Below are 20,597 nucleotides of genomic sequence, written 5' to 3' on the forward strand. Positions count from 1 at the left end.
GGCAAGGCGGCGCGTTCCGGCCCCGGGGCCCGGCGCTCAGCGGATCAGCCCGTCGAGCGTCCGGCGCACGCCGCCGAGCATCACCGCCCAATCGGCGATGATGGCGCGGGGAAAGCGGATGTTCACATCCATGCCGCGATGCCGGAAGGTGACGCGGCAGGGCTCATCGAGAAGGCTGCCCGTCTCGATCGGGCAGCGCGCGGCGAAGCCGCGCCCGTCCGGCACCGAGACGTAGAATTCGTCTCCCTCGAAGGGCGAGCCCTTGCGGAAGCCGCGGACGACGAGACCGCCGGGATTCGACCAGACCATCGGCGTCAGGAAACGGGCATAGGTGGCGAGCTGGCGGGCCGGCTCGTTGACCTTGTCGGGCGGGCTCAGCGTCACCAGCAGCCTGTAGCGGCTCTCCGGGCCGGCCGGCCCGAGATCGGGCCAGGAAAGGCGCAGGCGGGCCATGCCGACGAGCTGGCTGCGGTCGGCCTCGCCATCGTCGATCCCGGTCAGGTTCTTCGGGATCGCCAGCGCGACCGCGCCGACGCGGGCGGGCTGCAATTCGGTCGGAGCCGCCTCGCGCCGATGCGTCGCATAGAGCGCGGCGCCGGTACCGAGCGCACCGGCCAGCAGGATGGCGAGGGCCGCCTTCAGCACGGCGCCGTCGGCGCGCGGCAGGGGCGGCGCCGGCCGCTGCAGGCGCATGCGGACCATGGAGGTGAGCGCCGCGGCCTGGTGCCCCGGCAGGTGATGGTGAAGCGACGCAGACATGTCCGGTGTTCTCGGGACGGTTTCACGCCACTGAATCACCGGCGCCTTAACGCCGCGTAAACCATAAGGCGGCTCAGCCCGCCGTCTCGCGGATCTCGGGGGCGTTGCCGACGACGCGGTCGCGGCCGAGGCGCTTGGCCTGGTAGAGATGCGCGTCGGCATGGGCCAGGAGGTCGCGGATGGTCTGCGCGTCGCTGGGGAAGGTCGCGACGCCGATGCTGATGGTCGGCGCGGCGGCGAATTCGCGGGCGAGCGTGGCGTGCACCGCGACGCGCATGCGCTCGGCATAGGCGAGGGCGTCCGGATGCGCCATGTTCTCGCAGAGGACGACGAACTCCTCGCCGCCATAGCGGAAGATCCGGTCCTCGGCGCGGATCTCGAGGCGCAGGCACTCCACCACCCGGCGCAGCACCTCGTCGCCGATGATATGGCCGTAGCGGTCGTTGATGCTCTTGAAGTGGTCGACGTCGATGATCGCCAGGCTGATCGGCCTGCGCAGGAGAGCGGCGCGCGACAGCAGGGCCGGGCCGGCGGTCTCGAAGCGCTCGCGGGTGAGCGCGCCGGTGAGCGCGTCCTGGCCGCTCTTGCCGAGCAGCTCCTCGTATTTGTGCCGGTAGGTCAGCTTGTGGAAGACGTCGGCGAGGGGCTGCGGCGCGACCTCGGCCAGGTTGCGCTCGGCCAGCAGCAGATAGACGCCCATCAGCGCGCTGAAGACGACGGCCGCGCCCATCTTGGCGACCCATCCGCCGAACAGGGCGTCCCAGGGCGTGCCGCTGACGGCATGAAGCCCGACGAAGAAGCAGAGCTGGTCGAAGGACAGGATCACGGCCAGGCTCAGGCAGGCGCGCAGCACCGTCGCGTGCGGCAGCAGCCGGCGCAGCTTCTCGTAGAGCAGGATCAGCGCGATCGAATCGATGAAGAGCAGCGTCGTGCCCCAGATCATCAGCGCGCCCATCTGGTCGATCAGGACGAGGTCGGGATTGTAGCCGGGGAGCGCCACCGGCGCGCCGTAGAGGCGCAGCGTCATGACCAGGGCGACCATCAGGAAGTTGCCGACCAGCAGGCCGTAGATCGGCTGACGCACGGATTCGGCGTCCTCGCGGATGTAGAACAGCAGGATGATCGCGAGCTTGCCCGAGAACAGCACCGTCGAGCCGGGTGAGAGCAGGCCGAAAGGCAACTGGATGAAGAAGACCGCGGCCAGATAGGTCTCGAGGAAATGCATCACGCCCAGCGCGCACAGGAAGACGCCGAGGCCCATCACATGGCGCAGCCGGAACAGGAGGGCCATGACGCCGAAATAGATCAGCGCCTGGGCCAGGAGAAGGAGGATGCCTGCCATCGTCGAAGGTTCTGAACGATACCCCGTACTCTACGGCACCTTTCCGGCGGGAGGGTCAACGGTCGGGAGGGCGCCGCCCGCATTCGGCGCGGGACTGTGCCAAGGAAGGCACGCGCCAGGGGCAGCCCCCGGGCGCCGAAGCGTTAACCCTGTCCGTTTACTATTCGTTAAGGATCTTCTTCCCGCGACCGGGGGCATGCGCCAGTGTGGCGCGTCGCTTTCGAGGGGAGGCCGCGCGCCGTGACGATCGAACCCGCCGCCTTCGAGGCGCTGCAGTCGCTGCTGCTCGGTTTCGCCTTCGCCGGGCTCCTGGCGAGCGCCTTCGAGCTGTTCACGGCGCGGCGCGCCGATTTCAAGCTGCTCCAGGCCGGCGGGCTGGTCGCCGTCGCCAGCGTGCCGGTGGTGGTCTTCAGCGCGCCGTTCCTGATCCTGCGCAACACGGTGCGCGGCCGGCGGATCGAGGGCCGCCCCTTCATGTTCGTGATGCTGGCGAGCATGGTCGCGGCGGTCTGGAGCATGGCCTCGGGCCGCGTCGTGCTGGACCTGCTGCAGGTCCTCTCGGCTTGACGGCGGGGCCTGCCGGTCTGCAATCCTCGGCGGCAGACGTCAGGAGATGCCCATGCCCCTTTATTCGCTCGACGGCACCAGGCCGGAAACGCCCCCGGACGGGCAGTGGTGGCTCGCGCCGGACGCCCATGTGATCGGGCGCGTCAGGCTGGCGGCCGGCGTCGGGATCTGGTTCGGCGCGGTGCTGCGCGGCGACAATGAATGGATCGCGATCGGCGAGGACAGCAACATCCAGGAAGGCTGCGTGCTCCATACCGATATGGGCTTCCCGCTGACGGTGGGGCCGCGCTGCACCATCGGCCACCGTGCGATCCTGCATGGCTGCACGATCGGCGGGAACAGCCTGGTCGGCATGGGCGCGACGGTGCTCAACGGGGCGAGGATCGGCCGCAACAGCCTGGTCGGCGCCAATGCGCTGGTGACGGAGGGCAAGGAGTTCCCGGACAATTCGCTGATCGTCGGCGCGCCGGCGCGGGCGATCCGCACGCTCGACGACAAGGCCGCGGCCGGGATCACGGCTTCGGCCGAGGGCTATGCCAGGCGCTGGCGCCAGTTCGCCGCCGGCTTGCAGCGGCTGGGCTGAGGGCCGCTTCAAGAAGATCGGGCCGGCTCCCCTGTGCGGGGAGCCGACCCTGGCGAAACCCGATCCTTGGGGACGGGTGGGTGGGGACGTGACCGAGCCTCGCCTTTCCGAAGGAGCGGGCCGGCAAGGCTGCGGGCCGCTCGGTGAATTCTCGTGCCGGCCGCCGTGCGGCGGCCCTGCGCCTCAGCGCTGGACCGAAGCGACGGTCGGGGTCTGCGTGCCGCCCAGCGAGGTCCAGCCGGTCTGATACTGCGACTCGCGCTTGACGTAGACGTAGCCGGTCTGGCTCCAGGGCAGGATGGCGTTGCGCTTGTTGTCGAGGACGAAGTCGCCGCGGTCGGTGCGGATCATCAGCACCGCATGGCCGGCGTTCTCCTCGTCGATCACCACCGTCATCAGCATGGCGCGGCGCGGCAGGCCGGCTTCGGCGAGGCGCTTGCGCTTGAGCAGGGCATAGTCCTCGCAGTCGCCCTTGCCGTCGGCCGGGATGTCCCAGCGGTCGACCACGCCCCAATGCTCTTCGTCGGTGATCGGCTCGATCTCGCGATTGATCCGGCTGTTCAGCGCGACGATCGTCTTCCAGGCCTTCGCGGTCAGCTCGATCCGCTCGGGCTCGCGGGTATCGACCCGGCATTCCGAAGGCGCGCGCTTGCAGAAATCCGTCCAGGCATAGGGCGCGCGGGCGTCGCCGCTGGCGGAGGCCGGGGCGCTCGCCACCGGAATGCCCGAGGAGCCCTGCGCGTCAGCCGGCGTGCCGGCGATGGCGAGAAGCGCGGCGAAGGCGCTGCCGATCAGAGTGCGGTGGAGTGAAAACATGTCGTCCCCTTTCTGTCCCGGGGGAGACGATGCGATCCGGCCGATGGATTTGGCTTGAAGTGAAAGCGTACAAATTTATGTAATTCGCCCAGCAACGCCATCGGTCTACATCAGGGCCAATCTTGTTCAAATCCATAAGTAACGATTTGCGACGATCTCAGAACCAAGTTTTAACCATTAATTGTGCGTTACGCGGCAAGGTCGCGTTAACTTACCTGATTATTACCAGGATGCGGCGCCGGCATGGAGCCATCGGAGGGGCCTTTTCCACGGCAATTTCGAGGGCGCGCGCGGTCCGCCGCCGCTCGGCTGTGGCGGTGCGTGGAGTGCATGGGGAGAGAGCCGGGGGCGCCGCATGCGCGCCCGGTTCGGGATGAGCGCGCGGCCGGCCGCGGGCGCCCTGGCCGGCGGGGGCGTCGCGGGCGGCTGTCAGAAGATGGGGAGGTCGGCCGGGCGGCCCGGGCTCAGAGCTCGAGATTCTCGTCGAGCAGGTCGGCCGAGAGCGGGAAGTTGAACTCGACCGCGTAGCCGCCGTCGAAGCGGCGCACGATCCGGGCCGGCGTCGAGCCGAGCCGGACCGGGGTGCCGACCGGCAGGTCGAGATCGCTGGTGACGGCCGCGCCGGAGAGCGAGATGTCGATGACGCGGACCGGATGCTCGGACCCGTCCCGCAGCGCGAAGAGCGAGCGGGGATTGCGCGGAGCGATGCGCTCGTGCCGGCGGTCCTCCGGCAGGCCGAGCTCGTCGCGGTTGGCGAGCCAGGTAAGCTGGGCCGTGAATTTCTCGCGCTTGCGGCTGGTGGCGGTGATCGTCATGGCGAACCCTTCCATCGTGGTCCGCACGCAACTGCCTTCGATCCGGCCGAGATGCTCGAGATAGACGATGACCCGCTCGCCCGGCGCGGCCTTGGCCGGCGCCGCCAGATGGACGCCGCCCGGCGAGATGTCGATCGTCTGGCAGGGATATTCCAGCCGGCTGGGCAGCATGTAACGGCCCAACAGCACCACCTTCATCCGGCGATGCCGCCTGCGTTCGACGGGAATGGGCGCCGCCCGGGGCGTTTGAAGCGCGCTCAACATCACTGACCAGCCTGAATCCCGGCCGATCCTAGGCGGCGGGCAGTTAACGGAGGGTTAGGATTTGGCCGGTTCAGGCCCGTCCGCCCGGCAGGACGACGAGGCGGGGCGGGCCGGCGCGCTGCGGCGCGGGGGCGGCGGGGCGGGCGGAGGCGTCCGGCCAGAGCATGCGCAGCGAGATCATCCGCATCGAGGCGATGGTGTCGAGGCCGAGCCAGTCGGGCGAGAGGGTGGGCGACAGGGCCCCCAGGATGCGGGCATGGGTGCGGCCGCGATAGCGCAGCGGCAGCAGCAGCAATTCGAGATAGATCGGCGCGCCGGTGCTGCTTTCGCCGGAGAGGCCGGCGACGGCGCCGGCCGTCTCGTCCATCACGGTCTGGACCAGGCGGCGCATGTCGCCCTGCGCCTCGACATCGGGCCAGAGCGCGGTGAAGGGGCGGGCGCGCAACTCGCGGCCGATCAGCGCGCAGAGCCGCGTGCCGGCGAGGCGGAAGACCGGGCCGACCGGCTCGTTCTCGAGGATGAAGGTGTCGGCCAGCGCGTGGCGCAGCGCGCCGGGCTCGATCTCGCCGCGCTCGGGCGCCGCCCGCTCGCCGCGCAGGGCGTCCCAGTAGTCGAAGACCAGTCTTGTGCTCGCGTTCTTCATCCTGCGCCCATGTAGCCGGTTGTCCCACGCGCCGGACCTGCGTCCAGCGATGGCGCAGATCCGTCCGAAAGGGAGACGAATCGTTCTTCGAGGCGATCGAAGACGCACCCGCCATGCCGTCTTGCCATTCCGGGCTGAGTCGGAGGAGGCAGCGGGGCAGTTAGGGTTAATGAAGTCTTGCTTTTGTGGAAGATCGATAAAATGCATATGAATCGAGCGGAATTCCGGGCCGGCGGATCGCCGGCCCGGGCTGGGCCGGAGGGGGGCGTGACACGTCGCCCGCGCAACCGGGCGACGGCACAGCCGGCGGGAAAGGGGAGAGCCTCGCGTTCTCCCCTTTTTCGTGCATGGCTTTTTCGTGGATGGCTTTTTCGTGCATGCGCCGGCGCGCCGCCTTGCGCCCGTCCGCGGCTTCGGCAAATGTCGCGGCGCAATGGTCTTCCACGATCCCCGCCCGCCGGCGCGCGAACCCGCCTTCAACCTGCCGCCCGTCGTGGTCCAGCTCCTCGCCGTGCTGGTGCTGATCCAGGCCGGCCGCAGCCTGCTGTCGGACTATAACGACTATGTGCTGATGTCGTGGCTGGCCTTCGTGCCGGCGCGCCTGACGCTCTGGCTGTCGCCCGAAAGGCTCGACGACGTGGTGGGCGCCCTGGCGCAGTCGACCGTCGGGCAGGATGTCGGCGACCGGCTGCAACTGGTGCAGCTCCTGCTCGCCGATGGCGGCGTCCGGCTCTGGACCCTGCTGAGCTACGGCTTCCTGCACGGCTCCTGGCTGCATCTGGCCTCGAACGCGCTCTGGCTGGCGGCCTTCGGCAGCCCGGTGGCGCGCCGGCTCGGTCCCGGCCGCTTCCTCAACCTGATGGCGCTCTCGACCATCGGCGGCGCGCTGCTGCACTGGTGGTCGCGCGACCTCGACGTGCTGCCGCTCGTCGGCGCCTCGGCCGGAATCTCGGGGGCGACGGCGGCCGCGATCCGCTTCGTCTTCGCGCCCGGCCTGCGCTTCGGCACGCTCGGCGACGACGCGGTGGTGCGGGCGATCCCGGCCGAGCCGCTCGGGCAGCTCTGGCGCAATTCGCGCGCCCTGCTGTTCACCGGCATCTGGTTCGCGACGAACATCCTGTTCGGCTCCGGGCTGGTGCCGATCTTCGGCGAGGAGACCAGCATCGCCTGGGAGGCGCATATCGGCGGCTTCCTCGTCGGGCTTTTGCTGTTCCCGCTGTTCGACCGCGGGTCGCGCAGCCGCTGAGCGCCGCGGCGCGTCTTGCCTGCGCCACGGTCTTATCCCACACTCCCGCCATTGCGAAGCACTCCTCGGGCCGTCCGGCATCGTGAGTTCGCCGGCGCCCAGGGGCGACAGCGGAAACGCGCGCCGGCCCACGGCGCGCCAGGCAGGAGGAGCCTTCGATGAATGTCGAGCAGTTGCTGAGCGACAAGGGCCGGGAGGTGATCTCGGTGCAGCCGCACCGCACGCTTGCGGAAGCGGTGCGCGTCCTGAGCGAGCGGCGGATCGGCGCCGTGGCCGTGATGGGGGCGGATGGCGCGCTCGTCGGCATCCTGTCCGAGCGCGACATCATCCGGGCGCTCGGGGCCGAGGGCGGCGCGGCGCTGGACAGCGCCGTCTCGCGGGTGATGACGGCCAAGGTCGTGACCTGCCGGCCGCAGACCAGTGTCGACGAGCTGATGGAGATCATGACGACGGGCCGCTTCCGGCATGTGCCGGTGATCGAGAACGGCCGCGTCATCGGCATCGTCTCGATCGGCGACGTGGTGAAGCATCGCGTCGCGGCGATCGAGGCGGAAAGCCAGGCGATGCGGAACTATATCGCGATGGCCTGAGCGGCCGCGGGACGCCCGCGACAGGGCTGCCGGCGTGTTCCCTGCAAGGCCGGCCCGCGCTGAAGTATCGGACTGAATACCGTATTCAGCCCGATACTCCCGCTCTTTGATTTTGCATCGGCTTTTCCCGAAAACCGCGTTCCACTTTTCGGGCCGACGCTCTAGCCGGCGGGAATGTGGTTGGCGGCGACCACGGCGGCGATCTCGTCGAGGACGCGCGTCGCCGCCTGGCGGCCGAGCTCGATCGTCTCCTCGGCGCGGTGGAAATCGAACAGGCCGACCCGGCCGAGGCGCGGGCCGATCATCACGTCCGGCGGGTCGCCCGCCAGGCGCGAGCGCGAGATCCGGTCCTGGGTGATGTTGAAGGCGTCGATCATCACGCCGGCGAGGCCGGGGCGGTTCTCGCCGGGGCGGCCGACGAGATTGCGCACGCGCTTGGCCGCATGGCTGATGCCGTCGAACCAGCGCGGCGAGGGACGCACCTCCAGCTCGGGCACGACCGTGTCCGTCTCCGACTCCGGGTCGGGATCGGAGGCGTAGTTCTGGATCACCGTGCCGCGGCCGGCGAGGTCGTTGTTGAGGTTGACGCAGACCACGACATCGGCGCCGAGGGCGCGGGCGGCGGTGACCGGCACCGGATTGACCAGGGCGCCGTCCATCAGCCAGCGGCCGCCGAGCTTCACCGGGTCGAAGATGCCGGGCAGGGCGTAGGAGGCGCGCAGCGCCTGGATCAGCGGGCCATGCGTCAGCCAGATCTCATGGCCGGTGCCGAGCTCGGTGGCGATGGCGACGAAGCGCTGGTCCAGCTCCTCGATCCGCGCGCCATCGAGATGCTCCTCGAGCAGGCGCTTCAGCCGGCCGCCCGAGATCAGCCCGGCGCCGCCGATATGGAAATCCATCAGCCCGACGACGCGCCGCTTGGTCAGGCCGGTGGCGAATGCGGTGAGTTCGGGCAGCTTGCCGGCGGCGTAGCAGCCGCCCACCACCGCTCCGATCGAGGTGCCCGCGATGACCTCCGGCGCATAGCCCGCCTCGATCAGGACCTCGAGCGCGCCGATATGGGCCCAGCCGCGCGCCGCGCCGCCGCCGAGGGCCAGGCCGATCTTGGGTTTGCGCCTGGCGGTCAGATGGGGCGCGGAGGTCATCTCGTTCATGGTGCTTCCACCTCCGCCGAGACCGAAGGCTCGCCGCGCGGCGTTGTCCCACAACATGGATCCGTCCCTCCGCAGAGGCCCAGAATCCCAGAATGCGATGAGCGAAAGGTGAACGGCATGCCGTCCAGCTATTATCGGCTGCATTTGACGGCAAGGTGAAGGAGCGCCGCAGCAGGGCAGCCCTGCCTTAGGCTCAGGCGAGGACGAGCGCCTCCCCGGCCTCGCCCCGCAGCGGCTGCACCCGGTAGAAGCAGGAGCGCCGGCCGGTATGGCAGCAGCCGCCGTCGCCGGCGACCGCGACCTTCAGCCAGACCGCGTCCTGGTCGCAGTCGACGCGCATCTCGACGATGGTCTGGATCTGGCCGGAGGTCGCGCCCTTGTGCCAGAGCTCATTGCGCGAGCGCGACCAGTACCAGGCCTCGCCGGTCTCGATCGAGCGCTTCAGCGCCTCGGCGTTCATATGGGCGACCATCAGCAGCTCCCCGGTCGCGGCGTCGGTGGTGACGCAGGTGACGAGGCCGTTCGCGTCGAAGCGGGGGCTGAGCACCGTGCCCTCCTCGAGGGCGTGCTTGTCGGCCGGGGCGGGGAAGAGGCTCATGGCGGCTCCAGGGAAGGATCGGTCCCGTGCCTTCTACAAGGGAGCGGCCCGATCGGAAACGCTTCCCTCGGGCTGCCGCCTCGCGAAGCCGGTTTCTACAGCCCCGGCGACTTCACCATGGTGAAGAAGCGGACCTGCTCGGCCGGGTCGTCGCGGAAGAGGCCGCGATACTGCGTCGTCATCGTCGAGGAGCCCTGCTTCTGCACGCCGCGCATCGACATGCACATATGCTCGGCCTCGATCAGGACGGCGACGCCGCGCGGTTCCAGCGCCTCCTCGATCATATCGGCGATCTGCGCCGTCATCGTCTCCTGCGTCTGCAGGCGGCGGGCATAGACGTCGACGATGCGCGCGAGCTTGGAGAGGCCGACGACCCCCTTCGCCGGGTAGTAGCCGATATGCGCCTTGCCGACGAAGGGCACCATGTGGTGCTCGCAATGCGAATAGAACGGGATGTCGCGGACCAGGACCATGTCGCCATAGCCCTCGACCTCCTCGAAGACGCGGTCGAGGATGTGGTGCGGATCCTCGCCATAGCCCTTGTAGAATTCCTTGTAGGCCTTGGCGACGCGCCGCGGCGTCTCGGCCAGCCCCTCGCGGGCGGGGTTGTCGCCGGCCCAGAGGATGAGGGTGCGGACGGCGGCCTCGGCCTCCTCCTGCGAGGGTCTGCGCGTCAGAAACTTGTCGGCGGAGGAGCTCACGGCCCCCTCGACGGACAAGGACTTAACCACAGGGATCATGTGGTGCCTCCCGTTGGGATGATGAAGGCCCCGAGCCCGGCCCGGCGGGCCGCGGCTGCGAGGCCGTTGCGACAAGTTCGACCGCGACAAGTTCGATGCCTGGCGGCGGACGGCTTCCCAATGCCCTCCCGTTCCGCGGCGATCAACCTTATATTGGTCCGCGAAGCCGATCCTTCCAGACCGGCGAGAGATCGAGCCATGCTGGACGACGTCTACAACAAGCGCATCCTCGCGCTGGCCGCGAACATCCCCCTCCTGGAGCGGCTGCCGTCGCCGGACGCCACCGCCAGGGCCCATTCCAAGCTATGCGGCTCGACCGTGACAGTCGACGTCACCATGGAGGGCGACGTCGTCACCGGCTTCGGCCATGAGGTGAAGGCCTGCGCGCTGGGGCAGGCCTCGTCCTCGATCATGGCGCGCCATGTCGTCGGCTCGACGGCGCAGGAGCTGCGCGAGGTCCGCGAGCAGGCCCGCGCCATCCTGAAGGAGAATGCCGAGCCGCCGCAGGGCAAATGGGCCGACCTCGCCGTGCTCGTCCCGGTGCGCGACTACAAGGCGCGCCACGCCTCGACCATGCTGACCTTCGACGCGGTGGTCGACGCCATCGACCAGATCGAGGCGAAGCGCAAAAGCGCGGCGGCGTGAAGGCGAGAGGCAATAGGCAGTCGGCAGTCGGGATTTGCGATTTTCGACTGCCTATTGCCGGCTTGCTGTTGCCTCACTTCCTATTGCTTCACTTCGCCCCGAGCGCCACCCGGATCTCGGGAAGCGTCTCGTCGAAGCGGGCCTTGAAGGCGCGGTCGGCGAGCAGGGCCTTGGCCACGGCGCGGCCGACCTTGTCGCCGGCGACGAGGTCGCTGGGATAGTGGAAGCCGCAGACCAGCCGGCTCTCGTCATAGCTCTTGACCCTCTCCTCGAGCTGCTCGCCGAGCTCCGGCACGGCCGCCTTGAGCAGCTCGGCGTAGAGCGCCGCGGTGGCGGCATGGCCGGAGGGGAAGGAGGTGCCCTCCGGCCGAGCGCCGGGGCAGGGCTTGACGCGGACCTTGTTCCAGACCGCGAAGGGGCGCGGCCGGCTGGTCAGGCGGTGGACGCTCTTCAGCAGGATCGCGAGCTCGATCTGTGCCTCGCGGAACAGCAGCCGGACCTCGCGATGCGTGCCGGCGACATAGCCGTGGTCGAGGCCGTCGAGAAAATTCACCAGCCCCTGGCGCTGGTCGGCGATGGCGGCCTTCTCGCGCTCGGGCGTGCGGGCCTGCGAGATCTCCAGCACCTTCTCGAATTCGGCCTTCGCTTCGGGCGTGTTCTGGGCGGGCGGCAGGCCGATGATCTTGGCGATGTCGAGCCTGGCGCCGTCGAGCCAGAGCAGATAGGGCCGCTGCTGGGCGCTGGCGCCCGTGGCCAGGGCGAGCCCGAAGACGAGGCCGCAACCGGCGAGGGCATGGCGAAAATGACTGGCGCGCATCATGTTATGAAATCGATCAAGGAAAGCGGTTCAGGTGGCAGGTCGGCAAAACGAGGCGGAGGCTTTATTTCAACGTCTCTTTGTTAAACAAAGATGTTCGCGCTTGCACAAGGTCGCCCATTGGCCGCGCAGGGCCGCGCATATCGCGATTCGCGGCTACCAGCTCAGCCTTTCCATGTTGGTCGGGCGGCATTGCCGGCACTGGCCGAGCTGCTCGGCCTATGCCGACGAGGCGATCCTGCGCTTCGGGCTGTGGCGGGGCGGCTGGGCCGGCTTCGCGCGCATCTGCCGCTGCCATCCCTGGGGAACCAGCGGCGTCGATCTCGTCTGCGAGGAATTGCCGTCGGACGCGCGGTGGTATAGGCCCTGGGCCTATGGCCGCTGGCGCGGGACGAACGTGCCGCCTTCCCCGGAAGATCCAGCGGCTCTCGATTCCGGCGCCGATCCGACTGCGGGCGGCGGAACGTAAACCTCACATACGTAGCCGGTCTGACTTACGGGGTTCGTTTCCCCGAGTGAGCAGGAGCGCGATCGATGACGATCTCCCTGACTTTTCCCGACGGCGCCCAGCGCGAATTCCCCTCCGGCATCACCGGGGTCGAGATCGCCAAGGGCATCTCTCCCTCCCTCCTGAAGCGCACCGTCGCCATGGCGCTCGACGGCACCGTGGTCGACCTTGCCGACCCGATCGAGCGCGATGCGAGGATTGAGTTCCTGAACCGGGAGGACCCGCGTTCGCTGGAGCTGATCCGGCACGACACCGCCCATGTCCTCGCCGAGGCCGTGCAGGAGCTCTTCCCCGGCACGCAGGTGACGATCGGCCCCGTCATCGAGAACGGCTTCTACTACGATTTCGCCCGCAACGAACCCTTCACCCCGGAGGACTTCCCCGCGATCGAGAAGAAGATGCGGGAGATCATCGCGCGCGACAAACCCTTCACCAAGGAGGTCTGGAGCCGCGACAAGGCCAAGGATTTCTTCGCGAAGAAGGGCGAAAACTACAAGGTCGAGCTGGTCGATGCGATTCCCGCCGACCAGACGCTGAAGATGTACGCGCAAGGCGACTGGATCGACCTCTGCCGCGGCCCGCACATGACCTCGGTCGGCAAGGTCGGCAACGCCTTCAAGCTGATGAAGGTGGCCGGCGCCTATTGGCGCGGCGACTCGAACAACGCCATGCTGACCCGCATCTACGGCACCGCCTTCGCGAAGCAGGAGGAGCTCGACGCCTATCTCAAGCAGCTCGAGGAGGCGGAGAAGCGCGACCACCGCAAGCTCGGCCGGGAGATGGACCTGTTCCACTTCCAGGAGGAGGGGCCGGGCGTCGTGTTCTGGCACTCCAAGGGCTGGCGGCTGTTCCAGGAGATCATCGCCTATATGCGCCGGCGCCTCGCCGCCGATTACGAGGAGGTCAACGCGCCGCAGATCCTCGACAAGTCGCTCTGGGAGACCTCGGGCCACTGGGGCTGGTACCAGGACAACATGTTCGCGGTGAAGTCGGCGGGCGCGCTGGAGCATCCCAACGATCCCGAGAAGGACCAGCGCATGTTCGCGCTGAAGCCGATGAACTGCCCCGGCCATGTCCAGATCTTCAAGCACGGTCTGAAGAGCTATCGCGACCTGCCGATCCGGCTTGCGGAATTCGGCAACGTCCACCGCTACGAGCCCTCCGGCGCGCTGCACGGGCTGATGCGCGTGCGCGGCTTCACCCAGGACGACGCGCATATCTTCTGCACGGAGGAGCAGCTCGCTGCCGAATGCCTGAAGATCAACGACCTGATCCTCTCGGTCTACGAGGATTTCGGCTTCACCGACGACCTCGTCATCAAGCTCTCGACCCGGCCCGAGAAACGCGTCGGCTCCGACGCGGTCTGGGACCATGCCGAGCAGGTGATGACCAGCGTGCTGGAGAGGATCGCGAAGCAGTCCGGCAACCGGATCAGGACCGAGATCAATCCGGGCGAGGGCGCCTTCTACGGGCCGAAATTCGAGTATGTCCTGCGCGACGCCATCGGTCGCGACTGGCAGTGCGGCACGACGCAGGTCGATTTCAACCTGCCGGAGCGCTTCGGCGCCTTCTATATCGGCGCCGATGGCGAGAAGAAGCAGCCGGTGATGGTCCACCGCGCCATCTGCGGCTCGCTGGAGCGCTTCACCGGCATCCTGATCGAGCACCATGCCGGGCATTTCCCGCTCTGGCTGGCGCCCGAGCAGGTCATCGTCGCGCCGATCACCTCGGATGCCGACGGCTATGCCGAGGAGGTGACCATGGCCTGCATGGCCGCCGGCCTCAGGGCGCGCGCCGACCTGCGCAACGAGAAGATCTCGTACAAGGTGCGCGAGCATTCGCTGGCCAAGGTCCCGGTCATCCTCGCCGTCGGCAAGCGCGAGGCCGAGGAGAAGACCGTGACCGTGCGCCGCCTCGGCAGCCAGGCGCAGACCGTGTTGCCGCTGGCGGAGGCGCTCGCGGCGCTGACGCAGGAGGCGCAGGCGCCGGACCTGGCCCGGCAGGCGAAGGTGAAGGCTGCGTGACAGGCTCGCCTTCTCCCCCGAGGGGAGAAGGACGAGGTGCTGTTGAGCCCCTCTGGTAAAACCGGGGCGGCTCGTGGCAGATACGGGCCATGCTGACCGGTTCCTACCGCAAACGACTCGAGGCCGACCTGATCCGCTGGGCGGAGGCCGGCTGGGTCACGCCCGACGGCGCCGGAGCCATCCGGCGCGACGTCGCCCGAGACCATGCGGGCTTTCGCCTGCCGGCGCTGCTCGGGCTGTTCGGCGGGCTTCTGATCGCCTCCAGCGTCGCCGCCTTCGTCGCGGCGAACTGGGAGGCGATTCCGCGGCTGGTGAAGCTCGCGATGATTCTCCTGGCGATCGTCGTCGCCTTCGCGGTCGCCTATCGCCTGCAGAAGGCGGGCTCGGCCGCCGGCTCCGATGCGGCGACGACCTGCGGCGTGCTGATCTTCGGCGCCGGGCTCGCGCTGGTCGGGCAGATGTACCATCTGCCGGAGGACTGGCCGGGCGGGGCGATGCTGGTCGCGGTCGGGGCGCTGGTCGCCGCCTTGCTGATGCGCTCGAACGGGGCGCTGGCGATCGCCTTCGCCGCGCTCTGCGCCTGGAGCGGCGGGCGCTGGGACGAGGCGGCCGGGCGCATGCATTACGGCTTCTTCGCGCTCTATCTGCCGGCGCTCTGGATCGCGCTCTCACGCGGCAACCGGCTGGTGCATCATCTCGCCGTGCTCGCCGCCGCCTTCTGGCTCGGCACGGTGCCGGGCGCGTGGCTGCTGCATTCCTTCGATTACGGCCTGCTGGCCTACGGGCTGGCGATGGCGGCCGGCTTCGCCGCGCTGGGCGCGCTGGCGCTCGACCGGGGCTGGCCGGCGCTGCTGACCGCCTGCCTGCCCTGGGGGCTGATCGGGCTCGTGGTCATGCTCAATGCCGAGCTGGCCCGCATCCTCGACGACCATGAGGCGCGGGCGGGGCACGCCTTCCTCTTCGTGTTCTACGCCTATGCCGTCGCCGTGCCGCTGAGCGTCGGGCTCGGCCTGGCCGCGCGCGAGCGGCGCTTCGCCTGGCCGCTCGCCGCGGGGCTGCTGCTGGCGCTGCTGGTGCCGGTGGTGTTCTGGAGCGACCGCGTTGCCGGCATGCCCGGCCGGGTCGCGGTGGCGAGCCTGATCCTGCTGGCGGCGACGGCGCTGGTCGTGGCCGGCGCGGCGGGCGGCATGCGCCGGATCCTGACGGCGGGCTCCTTCCTGTTCGGCATCGCCATCCTGATCCTGCTCTGGCAGACCATCGGCACGCTGCTCGACCAGTCGCTGTTCTTCCTGGCGGCCGGGGCGGCGCTGCTCGCCACGGCCTGGGGCGCGAGGCGCCTCTTCGCCAGGCTCAACGCTCCGGCCGGGGAGGCCGCCTGATGCGCATCCCGTCCGCCGATGGCCTCGTCGCGAGGCTGCCGCTCGCCTGGCGCGCGATCGCGACCGTGCTGCTGCTGGTGCTCGGCCTGCTGGCCCTCGTCCAGCAGCGGGCCGGCATCCTCAGCCGCGGCACGGAGGTGCGCCTGCGCACGGTTCCGGTCGATCCGCGCGACCTGTTCCGTGGCGACTATGTCGTCTTCAGCTATCCGATCAGCGTGGTCGACGCCGGCAAGGATGCCGGCCCGTTCGTGAGCGGCGAGACGGTCTATGTCAGCCTCGGGCGCGATGCGAGCGGCTTCGCCCGCGCGCTCGGCGTCTCGCGCACCTGGCCCGCGACGGGCGGCGACGCGGTGGTGATCGCCGGCCGGGTGACCTCGACCAGCGCCTGCGGCCGCGACGAGACCGGCGCGTTCGACTGCTCGGGCGAGCGCCGCCGGCTGCGCATCGCCTACGGCATCGAAAGCTATTTCGTGCCGCAGGGCGAGGGGCGGGCGATCGAGACCACCGACAAGGCCCGCATCGAGGTGGTCGTCGCCGTCTCCTCCTCCGGAGAGGCGGCGATCAAGCGGCTCCTGATCGACGGCAAGCCGGTCTATGCCGAGCCGCCCTATTGAAGCCGCGAATGGCCGCCACCCTCTTTCCGTCGGCCTTTGCCGGGCCGCAGGGCTGAGGCTCCTGCGGTCCTTCGAATGCCGGCCCGCCCTTCACACGGGCTTGTGACATCGCGCCGCGTGACGGCACACGGACCGCATTATATGAACGGCGGATGAACGGATTCGGGAGGACCCGTTCACCTTGCGCAAGCCATAGGAACCCGCCGTCGGACGCCGGCGTTTCGTTCTCCGTCCGACGAAGCCTGTCAGGGGACCCGCTTTCGTGTCGTCAGATCCGTCATTCCAGCGCTTCATGCTGTTCGGCCGCCGGGCCGAGGGCGCGGCGGCCCGGCCGGCGGGACGGGATGCGCGGATCGACATGGTGCGCGGGCTGGCGCTGCTGATCATCTTCATCAACCACATGCCGGGCAACGTCGTCTCGGCCTATATGCCGAACAATTTCGGCTTCTCCGACGCGGCCGACGTCTTCGTGCTGCTGGCCGGGGTCTCGGCGACCCTGGCCTATGGCGGGCTGATCGAGACGCGCGGCTTCGCCGTCGCCGCGCTGAAGCTCGGGGCGCGGCTCTGGACGCTCTACATCGCCCATATGGCGGTGTTCATCCTCGTCTGCGGCGTCATCGCGGTGGCGGTGACGCGGACGCAGAACCCGCTCTATATCGAGGCGATCAACATCCAGCCCTTCTTCCGCGACACGGTCGATGCCCTGATCGGCGCGCTGACGCTGACCTACCAGCCCTCCTATCTCGACATCCTGCCGCTCTACATCGTGCTGCTCGCCCTGTTCCCGGCGATCTATTACGGCGTGCGCTTCAGCCCGGCGCTGACGCTGGCCTGCTCGCTGCTCGTCTGGCAGGCGGCGCTGGCGTTCGAGCTCAACCTGCCCAATTCCGGCGGGGTCTGGTTCTTCAATCCCTTCGCCTGGCAGGTCATCTTCACGCTCGGCGTCATCCTCGGCCGCACGGTGCAGCTCGGCATCGCCGCGCCGCGGCTGCGCTGGCTCGACGCGCTCGCCGTCGCCTTCCTCGTCTTCGCCTGGCTGGTGAAGATCCCGGCCGGCAATCCGACCGGGATCGCGGCGCTGAACGACTGGTTCGATTCCGTCCAGCTCGGCTCGGACAAGACCAATCTCGCCTGGAGCCGGCTCCTCCATCTCGGGGCGCTGACCTGGCTCGCGATAAGCTGGCTGCCGGCGAGCGGGAGGCTGACCCGCTCGGCCCTCGGGCGCGCCTTGGCCTGTTCGGGACGAAACTCCCTGCATGTCTTCTGCGTTGGTATCGTGCTCGCCGTCACCGGCCAGATCGTGCTGGCGGAAACGTCTTTCGCCCTGGACGTCCAGTTGCTGCTCTGCGCCGGCGGCATTACAATGCTGACAGGGCTAGGGATTTTCCTGTCGTGGTACCGTTCGATCACGAGTCGCGAACAGCGCGCCGAGCCCGTCGCGGCGTCGGGCGCGCCGGTGCAGCGGCCATCCTTCTCGCCGCGCTGACTTCGTTCGGCGCGGCCACGCCCAAGCCGTCGCCTGTCGCCGTGGATGCGCGCTGCCGCGCGGGCGCGATGCAGCCCTTTCGTCCGCTGATCCCGGCGGCGCGGCGCGCCCTGCAGGAGACGGGCCGGCTCATCATCGTCGCCCTCGGCTCCTCGACCACCGCCGGCTCGGGCGCCAGCGCCGAGGACAAGAGCTACCCCTTCGTCCTGCAGAGCGAACTGCGCCGGCGGCTGCCGGGGGCGGAGGTGCGCGTCCTCAACAAGGGCGTCGGCGGCCAGTCGGCCTACGACATGCTGCGGCGGATGGACAACGACGTCATCGACGAGAAGCCCTCGGTGGTGATCTGGCAGACCGTGGTCAACGACGCGATCCGCGACATCGGCGAGGACAGGCTGGCCAAGATCCTGCGCAAGGGCATCGCCAAGGCGCGTGCCGCCGGCATCGACATGATCCTGATGGACCTGCCCTGGCTGCCGCGGGAGGGGCGCTATCCGCATTTCGACGAATACCGGGCCGTGCTCGCCAGGACGGCGGAGCAGCAGGGCGTTCCGCTGTTCCCGCGCTACGCCATGATGAAGGGCTGGTCGCGCTCGAAGCAGTTCACCGAGCAGGAGCTGGTCGGCATGGACGGGCTCCACCTCGTCGATGCGGGCTATCGCTGCCTGGCCTCGCGCCTGGCGGACGGCATCGTCGCGGCGGTGGGCGACGTGCCGATCCAGGTCATCGGCCGGCCGGCCAGCCTGGGCGAGTGAGCGGAACCGGGTTCCGAGGCTATTTCGCCAGGACCTCGATGTCGCGGTCGATGCCGGATTCGACCTTGAAGTCGCGCGAATAGACCTGCCCCTCCTGCCGGGCGATCAGGACGTAGTCGCCCTCAGCCAGGATCACCTGCGGGAAGGCGCCGATCGCCTCGCGGATGACGTCGCCGCCCGGCGTCAGCACGCTGAAGGCGGTGCCGGCGAAGGCTTCGCCTCCGGCGCTGGCGACGAGCTTCAGCGTCACCTTGGCGGCGCGGTGATGCAGCGTCGCATCGGTGACCTTGCCGGTCTCGACGCGGACGTCGGCGCGCTGGATGGCGTTGGAATCGCCATAGGTCGAGACGACGTGATAGGTGCCCTCCGGCAGGCGGATGAGGTCGCCGGCCTTGGCGTCCCCGGTGACGAGGCGGCCTTCCGAATTGCCTTGTAGCGGCACGAAGACCTGGAAGGAGAGCTGGCCGGCCGGGATCGGCGTGTCGCCGATCGAGCCGGCGAGCGTGAGGGCGCCGGCGCTGATCGCGACCTGGTCGTTCAGTCCCTGCGGCCCGAGCGTGATCCGCCGGGTGCCGCTGGCGAAGCCGTAGGCGGCATGCACGACATAGCTGCCCGGCGGCAGGGAGAAGCTCGGATTGGCGCTGGCGGAGCGGGCGACGATGCGCGGCGCCGAGCCGTCGGCGGCCTCGGCCAGGACGCGCCAGTTCAGACCCGAGCGGATCGGCTTGCGGTCGTTGGCGAACTGGGCGCCGAGGGAGAGCAGGGCGAGCCCCGTGCCGGCGACCGGCGGGGCGGGAGCGGGCAGCGGCGGCGGCTCGGCCGGGGCGGGCGCCTCCGGCGCCGCCTCGGGGCGCGGCGGCGGGATCTGGGCGGCGGCGAGGCCCGGCGCGAGCAGGGCCGCGAGCAGGGCGAGCGCGCGCGCCGCGCGGCCGCCAGCTTCGAAGCCATCCAGTTCAAACATGCATCTCGTCCTCAGCGCCCTTGCGGCGATGTCTGAGCAGGCTCGCTTGTCCTCATCATGGCAAAGGCCTAGGTCAGGGATGTTGCCATCGTCGCGGATGTTTCATGACCGATACGCTCTCCCTGCTCAAGCTGCGTCGCTCGGTGCCGCCGCAGTTCCTCACCGCTCCCGGCCCCGAAGGGGCGCAGCTCGACGAGCTCCTTTCCCTCGCGGCCCGGGTGCCCGACCATGGCAAGCTCGTGCCCTGGCGCTTCGTTGTCTTCAAGGGGGAGGCGCGGGAGGAGGCCGCCGCCGTGGTCGAGCGGGTCTTCCGCCAGCGCAATCCGCAGGCCAGCGCCGAGCAGGTCGAATTCGAGCGCAAGCGCCTGACCCATGCCCCCGTCATCGTCGCGGTGGTGTCGCGGGCGCGCGAGCACGTCAAGATCCCGCTCTGGGAGCAGGAATTGTCGGCCGGCGCCGTCTGCATGACGATGCTCGTCGCGGCCTATGCCATGGGCTATGCCGGCTCCTGGCTGACGAACTGGTTCGCCTTCGACCGCGAGGTGCTGACCGAATTCGGCCTGGCCGACGACGAGCGCATCGCGGGTTTCGTGCATCTCGGCACGCCGACCGCGCCGATCACCGATCGCGACCGGCCGGTGATGGCCGATATCGTCAGCTACTACGGGGCCTGAACGATGATCTATTCGGCGACGCGGGACGATCTCGGCTTCGCTCATGATCCGTTCAAGGCCATCGTCGCGCCGCGGCCGATCGGCTGGATCACGGCGCTGAACGGCAAGGGCGAGGTCAACCTCTCGCCCTACAGCTTCTTCAACGCGATCTCGGCGCGGCCGAACATGGTCGTGTTCTCCTCGGAGAACAAGAAGGACGCGGTGAGCTTCATCGAGGAGACCGGCGAGTTCACCTGCTCGCTGGTCTCGGGCGCGCTGGTGCGGCAGATGAACCTGACCTCGGCGCCGCTGCCGCGCGGGCAGAGCGAATACGCCCATGCCGGGCTCGACATGGCGCCGTCGCGTTTCGTCAGGCCGCCGCGCGTGGCCGGCACGCCGGCGGCGCTGGAATGCAAATCCGTCTCGATCCAGCAATTGCGCGACATCGACGGCCAGGAGGTGCCGCGCTGGATGGTGATCGGCCAGGTCGTCGGCATCTTCATCGACGACGCCTTCGTCAAGGACGGGCGCTTCGACACGGCCGGGGCCAACCCGATCGCGCGCTGTGGCTATGCCGACTACGCCGCGGTGACCGAGCTGTTCTCGATCCAGCGGCCGCCGGGCGGGTAGGGACCGGCCGC

At 69.2% G+C, this 20,597-nt stretch carries 23 protein-coding genes; 13 read left to right on the forward strand and 10 right to left on the reverse strand.

The features are described 5' to 3' along the window. Window positions 1-36: 36 nt before the first annotated feature. Both ACWH43_RS09800 and ACWH43_RS09805 read right to left on the reverse strand, forming a co-directional pair. A complete protein-coding gene (locus ACWH43_RS09800) occupies window positions 37-759 on the reverse strand; it encodes a hypothetical protein (RefSeq protein ID WP_158444205.1) in 723 nt (240 codons plus the stop codon). A 73-nt stretch (window positions 760-832) separates the two neighbouring features. After that, the gene (locus ACWH43_RS09805) at window positions 833-2,101 is read right to left on the reverse strand and encodes a GGDEF domain-containing protein (protein WP_158444204.1); all 1,269 of its coding nucleotides are present in this window, start codon (window positions 2,099-2,101) and stop codon (window positions 833-835) included. Between the two features lie 240 nt (window positions 2,102-2,341). On the opposite strand from ACWH43_RS09805, the gene ACWH43_RS09810 reads away from it, so the two are divergent. Together ACWH43_RS09810 and ACWH43_RS09815 are read left to right on the forward strand one after the other, a co-directional pair. After that, window positions 2,342-2,668, forward strand: coding sequence for a DUF6949 family protein (locus tag ACWH43_RS09810; protein ID WP_158444203.1), 327 nt, complete (start codon window positions 2,342-2,344; stop codon window positions 2,666-2,668). A gap of 52 nt (window positions 2,669-2,720) precedes the next feature. After that, entirely contained in the window at window positions 2,721-3,251 is a 531-nt protein-coding gene (locus ACWH43_RS09815) for a gamma carbonic anhydrase family protein (RefSeq protein WP_158444202.1), read from the forward strand. 183 nt (window positions 3,252-3,434) lie between these two features. Here the strand turns inward: ACWH43_RS09815 and ACWH43_RS09820 are convergent, their stop codons facing one another. From ACWH43_RS09820 to ACWH43_RS09830, 3 genes are all read right to left on the reverse strand, one after another. Then, window positions 3,435-4,067 carry a transglutaminase-like cysteine peptidase gene (locus ACWH43_RS09820; protein ID WP_158448266.1) on the reverse strand — a complete coding sequence of 211 codons (633 nt, stop codon included), beginning with the start codon at window positions 4,065-4,067 and terminating at the stop codon, window positions 3,435-3,437. 464 nt (window positions 4,068-4,531) lie between these two features. Continuing rightward, window positions 4,532-5,146 carry a PilZ domain-containing protein gene (locus ACWH43_RS09825; RefSeq protein WP_158447079.1) on the reverse strand — a complete coding sequence of 205 codons (615 nt, stop codon included), beginning with the start codon at window positions 5,144-5,146 and terminating at the stop codon, window positions 4,532-4,534. 70 nt (window positions 5,147-5,216) lie between these two features. Further along, window positions 5,217-5,789 carry a PAS domain-containing protein gene (locus ACWH43_RS09830; RefSeq protein ID WP_260347851.1) on the reverse strand — a complete coding sequence of 191 codons (573 nt, stop codon included), beginning with the start codon at window positions 5,787-5,789 and terminating at the stop codon, window positions 5,217-5,219. A gap of 433 nt (window positions 5,790-6,222) precedes the next feature. Here ACWH43_RS09830 and ACWH43_RS09835 point away from each other — a divergent pair, with 433 nt between their 5' ends. Together ACWH43_RS09835 and ACWH43_RS09840 are read left to right on the forward strand one after the other, a co-directional pair. Further along, complete coding sequence (locus tag ACWH43_RS09835) at window positions 6,223-7,035, forward strand: rhomboid family intramembrane serine protease (protein ID WP_158472014.1); 813 nt, start codon at window positions 6,223-6,225, stop codon at window positions 7,033-7,035. 158 nt (window positions 7,036-7,193) lie between these two features. After that, a complete protein-coding gene (locus tag ACWH43_RS09840) occupies window positions 7,194-7,625 on the forward strand; it encodes a CBS domain-containing protein (RefSeq protein ID WP_158445832.1) in 432 nt (143 codons plus the stop codon). 161 nt (window positions 7,626-7,786) lie between these two features. On the opposite strand, the gene ACWH43_RS09845 is transcribed toward ACWH43_RS09840, so the two are convergent. The 3 genes from ACWH43_RS09845 to folE all read right to left on the reverse strand — a co-directional run bounded on the left by ACWH43_RS09845 (window position 7,787) and on the right by folE (window position 10,117). Further along, on the reverse strand, window positions 7,787-8,779 hold the full coding sequence (locus ACWH43_RS09845; RefSeq protein ID WP_260347852.1) for a patatin-like phospholipase family protein: 993 nt from the start codon (window positions 8,777-8,779) through the stop codon (window positions 7,787-7,789). A 193-nt stretch (window positions 8,780-8,972) separates the two neighbouring features. Further along, the gene (hisI, locus tag ACWH43_RS09850; RefSeq protein ID WP_158445834.1) at window positions 8,973-9,377 is read right to left on the reverse strand and encodes a phosphoribosyl-AMP cyclohydrolase; all 405 of its coding nucleotides are present in this window, start codon (window positions 9,375-9,377) and stop codon (window positions 8,973-8,975) included. 95 nt (window positions 9,378-9,472) lie between these two features. Beyond that, window positions 9,473-10,117 carry a GTP cyclohydrolase I FolE gene (folE, locus tag ACWH43_RS09855; protein WP_158445835.1) on the reverse strand — a complete coding sequence of 215 codons (645 nt, stop codon included), beginning with the start codon at window positions 10,115-10,117 and terminating at the stop codon, window positions 9,473-9,475. Window positions 10,118-10,315: 198 nt separating this feature from the next. On the opposite strand from folE, the gene ACWH43_RS09860 reads away from it, so the two are divergent. Then, window positions 10,316-10,762, forward strand: a complete 447-nt coding sequence (locus ACWH43_RS09860) for an iron-sulfur cluster assembly scaffold protein (RefSeq protein WP_158445836.1) — start codon at window positions 10,316-10,318, stop codon at window positions 10,760-10,762. 88 nt (window positions 10,763-10,850) lie between these two features. Here ACWH43_RS09860 and ACWH43_RS09865 read toward each other — a convergent pair whose 3' ends face one another. After that, window positions 10,851-11,582: a phosphatase PAP2 family protein gene (locus ACWH43_RS09865; protein WP_158445837.1), complete on the reverse strand. Its 732-nt coding sequence runs from the start codon at window positions 11,580-11,582 to the stop codon at window positions 10,851-10,853. A 100-nt stretch (window positions 11,583-11,682) separates the two neighbouring features. On the opposite strand from ACWH43_RS09865, the gene yidD reads away from it, so the two are divergent. The 6 genes from yidD (at window position 11,683) to ACWH43_RS09895 (ending at window position 18,342) form a co-directional block, all read left to right on the forward strand. Continuing rightward, the gene (gene yidD, locus ACWH43_RS09870; RefSeq protein WP_158445838.1) at window positions 11,683-12,048 is read left to right on the forward strand and encodes a membrane protein insertion efficiency factor YidD; all 366 of its coding nucleotides are present in this window, start codon (window positions 11,683-11,685) and stop codon (window positions 12,046-12,048) included. Window positions 12,049-12,113: 65 nt separating this feature from the next. Next, window positions 12,114-14,111 carry a threonine--tRNA ligase gene (gene thrS / locus ACWH43_RS09875; protein WP_158445839.1) on the forward strand — a complete coding sequence of 666 codons (1,998 nt, stop codon included), beginning with the start codon at window positions 12,114-12,116 and terminating at the stop codon, window positions 14,109-14,111. An 89-nt stretch (window positions 14,112-14,200) separates the two neighbouring features. Next, on the forward strand, window positions 14,201-15,490 hold the full coding sequence (locus ACWH43_RS09880; protein WP_158445840.1) for a DUF2157 domain-containing protein: 1,290 nt from the start codon (window positions 14,201-14,203) through the stop codon (window positions 15,488-15,490). Then, the gene (locus tag ACWH43_RS09885; RefSeq protein WP_158445841.1) at window positions 15,490-16,104 is read left to right on the forward strand and encodes a GDYXXLXY domain-containing protein; all 615 of its coding nucleotides are present in this window, start codon (window positions 15,490-15,492) and stop codon (window positions 16,102-16,104) included. The genes ACWH43_RS09880 and ACWH43_RS09885 overlap by 1 nt, the downstream gene beginning before the upstream one ends. Before the next feature lie 262 nt (window positions 16,105-16,366). Then, complete coding sequence (locus ACWH43_RS09890; protein WP_158445842.1) at window positions 16,367-17,590, forward strand: OpgC family protein; 1,224 nt, start codon at window positions 16,367-16,369, stop codon at window positions 17,588-17,590. Window positions 17,591-17,658: 68 nt separating this feature from the next. Continuing rightward, window positions 17,659-18,342: an SGNH/GDSL hydrolase family protein gene (locus tag ACWH43_RS09895; protein ID WP_158445843.1), complete on the forward strand. Its 684-nt coding sequence runs from the start codon at window positions 17,659-17,661 to the stop codon at window positions 18,340-18,342. A 19-nt stretch (window positions 18,343-18,361) separates the two neighbouring features. On the opposite strand, the gene ACWH43_RS09900 is transcribed toward ACWH43_RS09895, so the two are convergent. Then, window positions 18,362-19,303 (reverse strand): hypothetical protein, encoded by a 942-nt coding sequence (locus ACWH43_RS09900; RefSeq protein WP_158471792.1) that lies wholly within the window; start codon window positions 19,301-19,303, stop codon window positions 18,362-18,364. Window positions 19,304-19,407: 104 nt separating this feature from the next. On the opposite strand from ACWH43_RS09900, the gene ACWH43_RS09905 reads away from it, so the two are divergent. Then, entirely contained in the window at window positions 19,408-19,977 is a 570-nt protein-coding gene (locus tag ACWH43_RS09905; protein ID WP_158448385.1) for a nitroreductase family protein, read from the forward strand. 3 nt (window positions 19,978-19,980) lie between these two features. Beyond that, complete coding sequence (locus ACWH43_RS09910; protein WP_158448386.1) at window positions 19,981-20,586, forward strand: flavin reductase family protein; 606 nt, start codon at window positions 19,981-19,983, stop codon at window positions 20,584-20,586. Window positions 20,587-20,597: the final 11 nt, after the last annotated feature.

The organism is Allobosea minatitlanensis, assembly GCF_964020775.1.

Excerpts from the sequence above, each read along its gene's own strand:
- ACWH43_RS09800 (WP_158444205.1), bottom strand. The coding sequence starts at position 759 with ATGTCTGCGTCGCTTCACCATCACCTGCCGGGGCACCAGGCCGCGGCG.
- ACWH43_RS09805 (WP_158444204.1), bottom strand. The coding sequence starts at position 2,101 with ATGGCAGGCATCCTCCTTCTCCTGGCCCAGGCGCTGATCTATTTCGGC.
- ACWH43_RS09815 (WP_158444202.1), top strand. The coding sequence starts at position 2,721 with ATGCCCCTTTATTCGCTCGACGGCACCAGGCCGGAAACGCCCCCGGAC.
- ACWH43_RS09820 (WP_158448266.1), bottom strand. The coding sequence starts at position 4,067 with ATGTTTTCACTCCACCGCACTCTGATCGGCAGCGCCTTCGCCGCGCTT.
- ACWH43_RS09825 (WP_158447079.1), bottom strand. The coding sequence starts at position 5,146 with ATGTTGAGCGCGCTTCAAACGCCCCGGGCGGCGCCCATTCCCGTCGAA.
- ACWH43_RS09830 (WP_260347851.1), bottom strand. The coding sequence starts at position 5,789 with ATGAAGAACGCGAGCACAAGACTGGTCTTCGACTACTGGGACGCCCTG.
- ACWH43_RS09835 (WP_158472014.1), top strand. The coding sequence starts at position 6,223 with ATGGTCTTCCACGATCCCCGCCCGCCGGCGCGCGAACCCGCCTTCAAC.
- ACWH43_RS09840 (WP_158445832.1), top strand. The coding sequence starts at position 7,194 with ATGAATGTCGAGCAGTTGCTGAGCGACAAGGGCCGGGAGGTGATCTCG.
- ACWH43_RS09845 (WP_260347852.1), bottom strand. The coding sequence starts at position 8,779 with ATGAACGAGATGACCTCCGCGCCCCATCTGACCGCCAGGCGCAAACCC.
- hisI (WP_158445834.1), bottom strand. The coding sequence starts at position 9,377 with ATGAGCCTCTTCCCCGCCCCGGCCGACAAGCACGCCCTCGAGGAGGGC.
- folE (WP_158445835.1), bottom strand. The coding sequence starts at position 10,117 with ATGATCCCTGTGGTTAAGTCCTTGTCCGTCGAGGGGGCCGTGAGCTCC.
- ACWH43_RS09860 (WP_158445836.1), top strand. The coding sequence starts at position 10,316 with ATGCTGGACGACGTCTACAACAAGCGCATCCTCGCGCTGGCCGCGAAC.
- ACWH43_RS09865 (WP_158445837.1), bottom strand. The coding sequence starts at position 11,582 with ATGATGCGCGCCAGTCATTTTCGCCATGCCCTCGCCGGTTGCGGCCTC.
- thrS (WP_158445839.1), top strand. The coding sequence starts at position 12,114 with ATGACGATCTCCCTGACTTTTCCCGACGGCGCCCAGCGCGAATTCCCC.
- ACWH43_RS09880 (WP_158445840.1), top strand. The coding sequence starts at position 14,201 with ATGCTGACCGGTTCCTACCGCAAACGACTCGAGGCCGACCTGATCCGC.
- ACWH43_RS09885 (WP_158445841.1), top strand. The coding sequence starts at position 15,490 with ATGCGCATCCCGTCCGCCGATGGCCTCGTCGCGAGGCTGCCGCTCGCC.
- ACWH43_RS09895 (WP_158445843.1), top strand. The coding sequence starts at position 17,659 with ATGCAGCCCTTTCGTCCGCTGATCCCGGCGGCGCGGCGCGCCCTGCAG.
- ACWH43_RS09900 (WP_158471792.1), bottom strand. The coding sequence starts at position 19,303 with ATGTTTGAACTGGATGGCTTCGAAGCTGGCGGCCGCGCGGCGCGCGCG.
- ACWH43_RS09905 (WP_158448385.1), top strand. The coding sequence starts at position 19,408 with ATGACCGATACGCTCTCCCTGCTCAAGCTGCGTCGCTCGGTGCCGCCG.
- ACWH43_RS09910 (WP_158448386.1), top strand. The coding sequence starts at position 19,981 with ATGATCTATTCGGCGACGCGGGACGATCTCGGCTTCGCTCATGATCCG.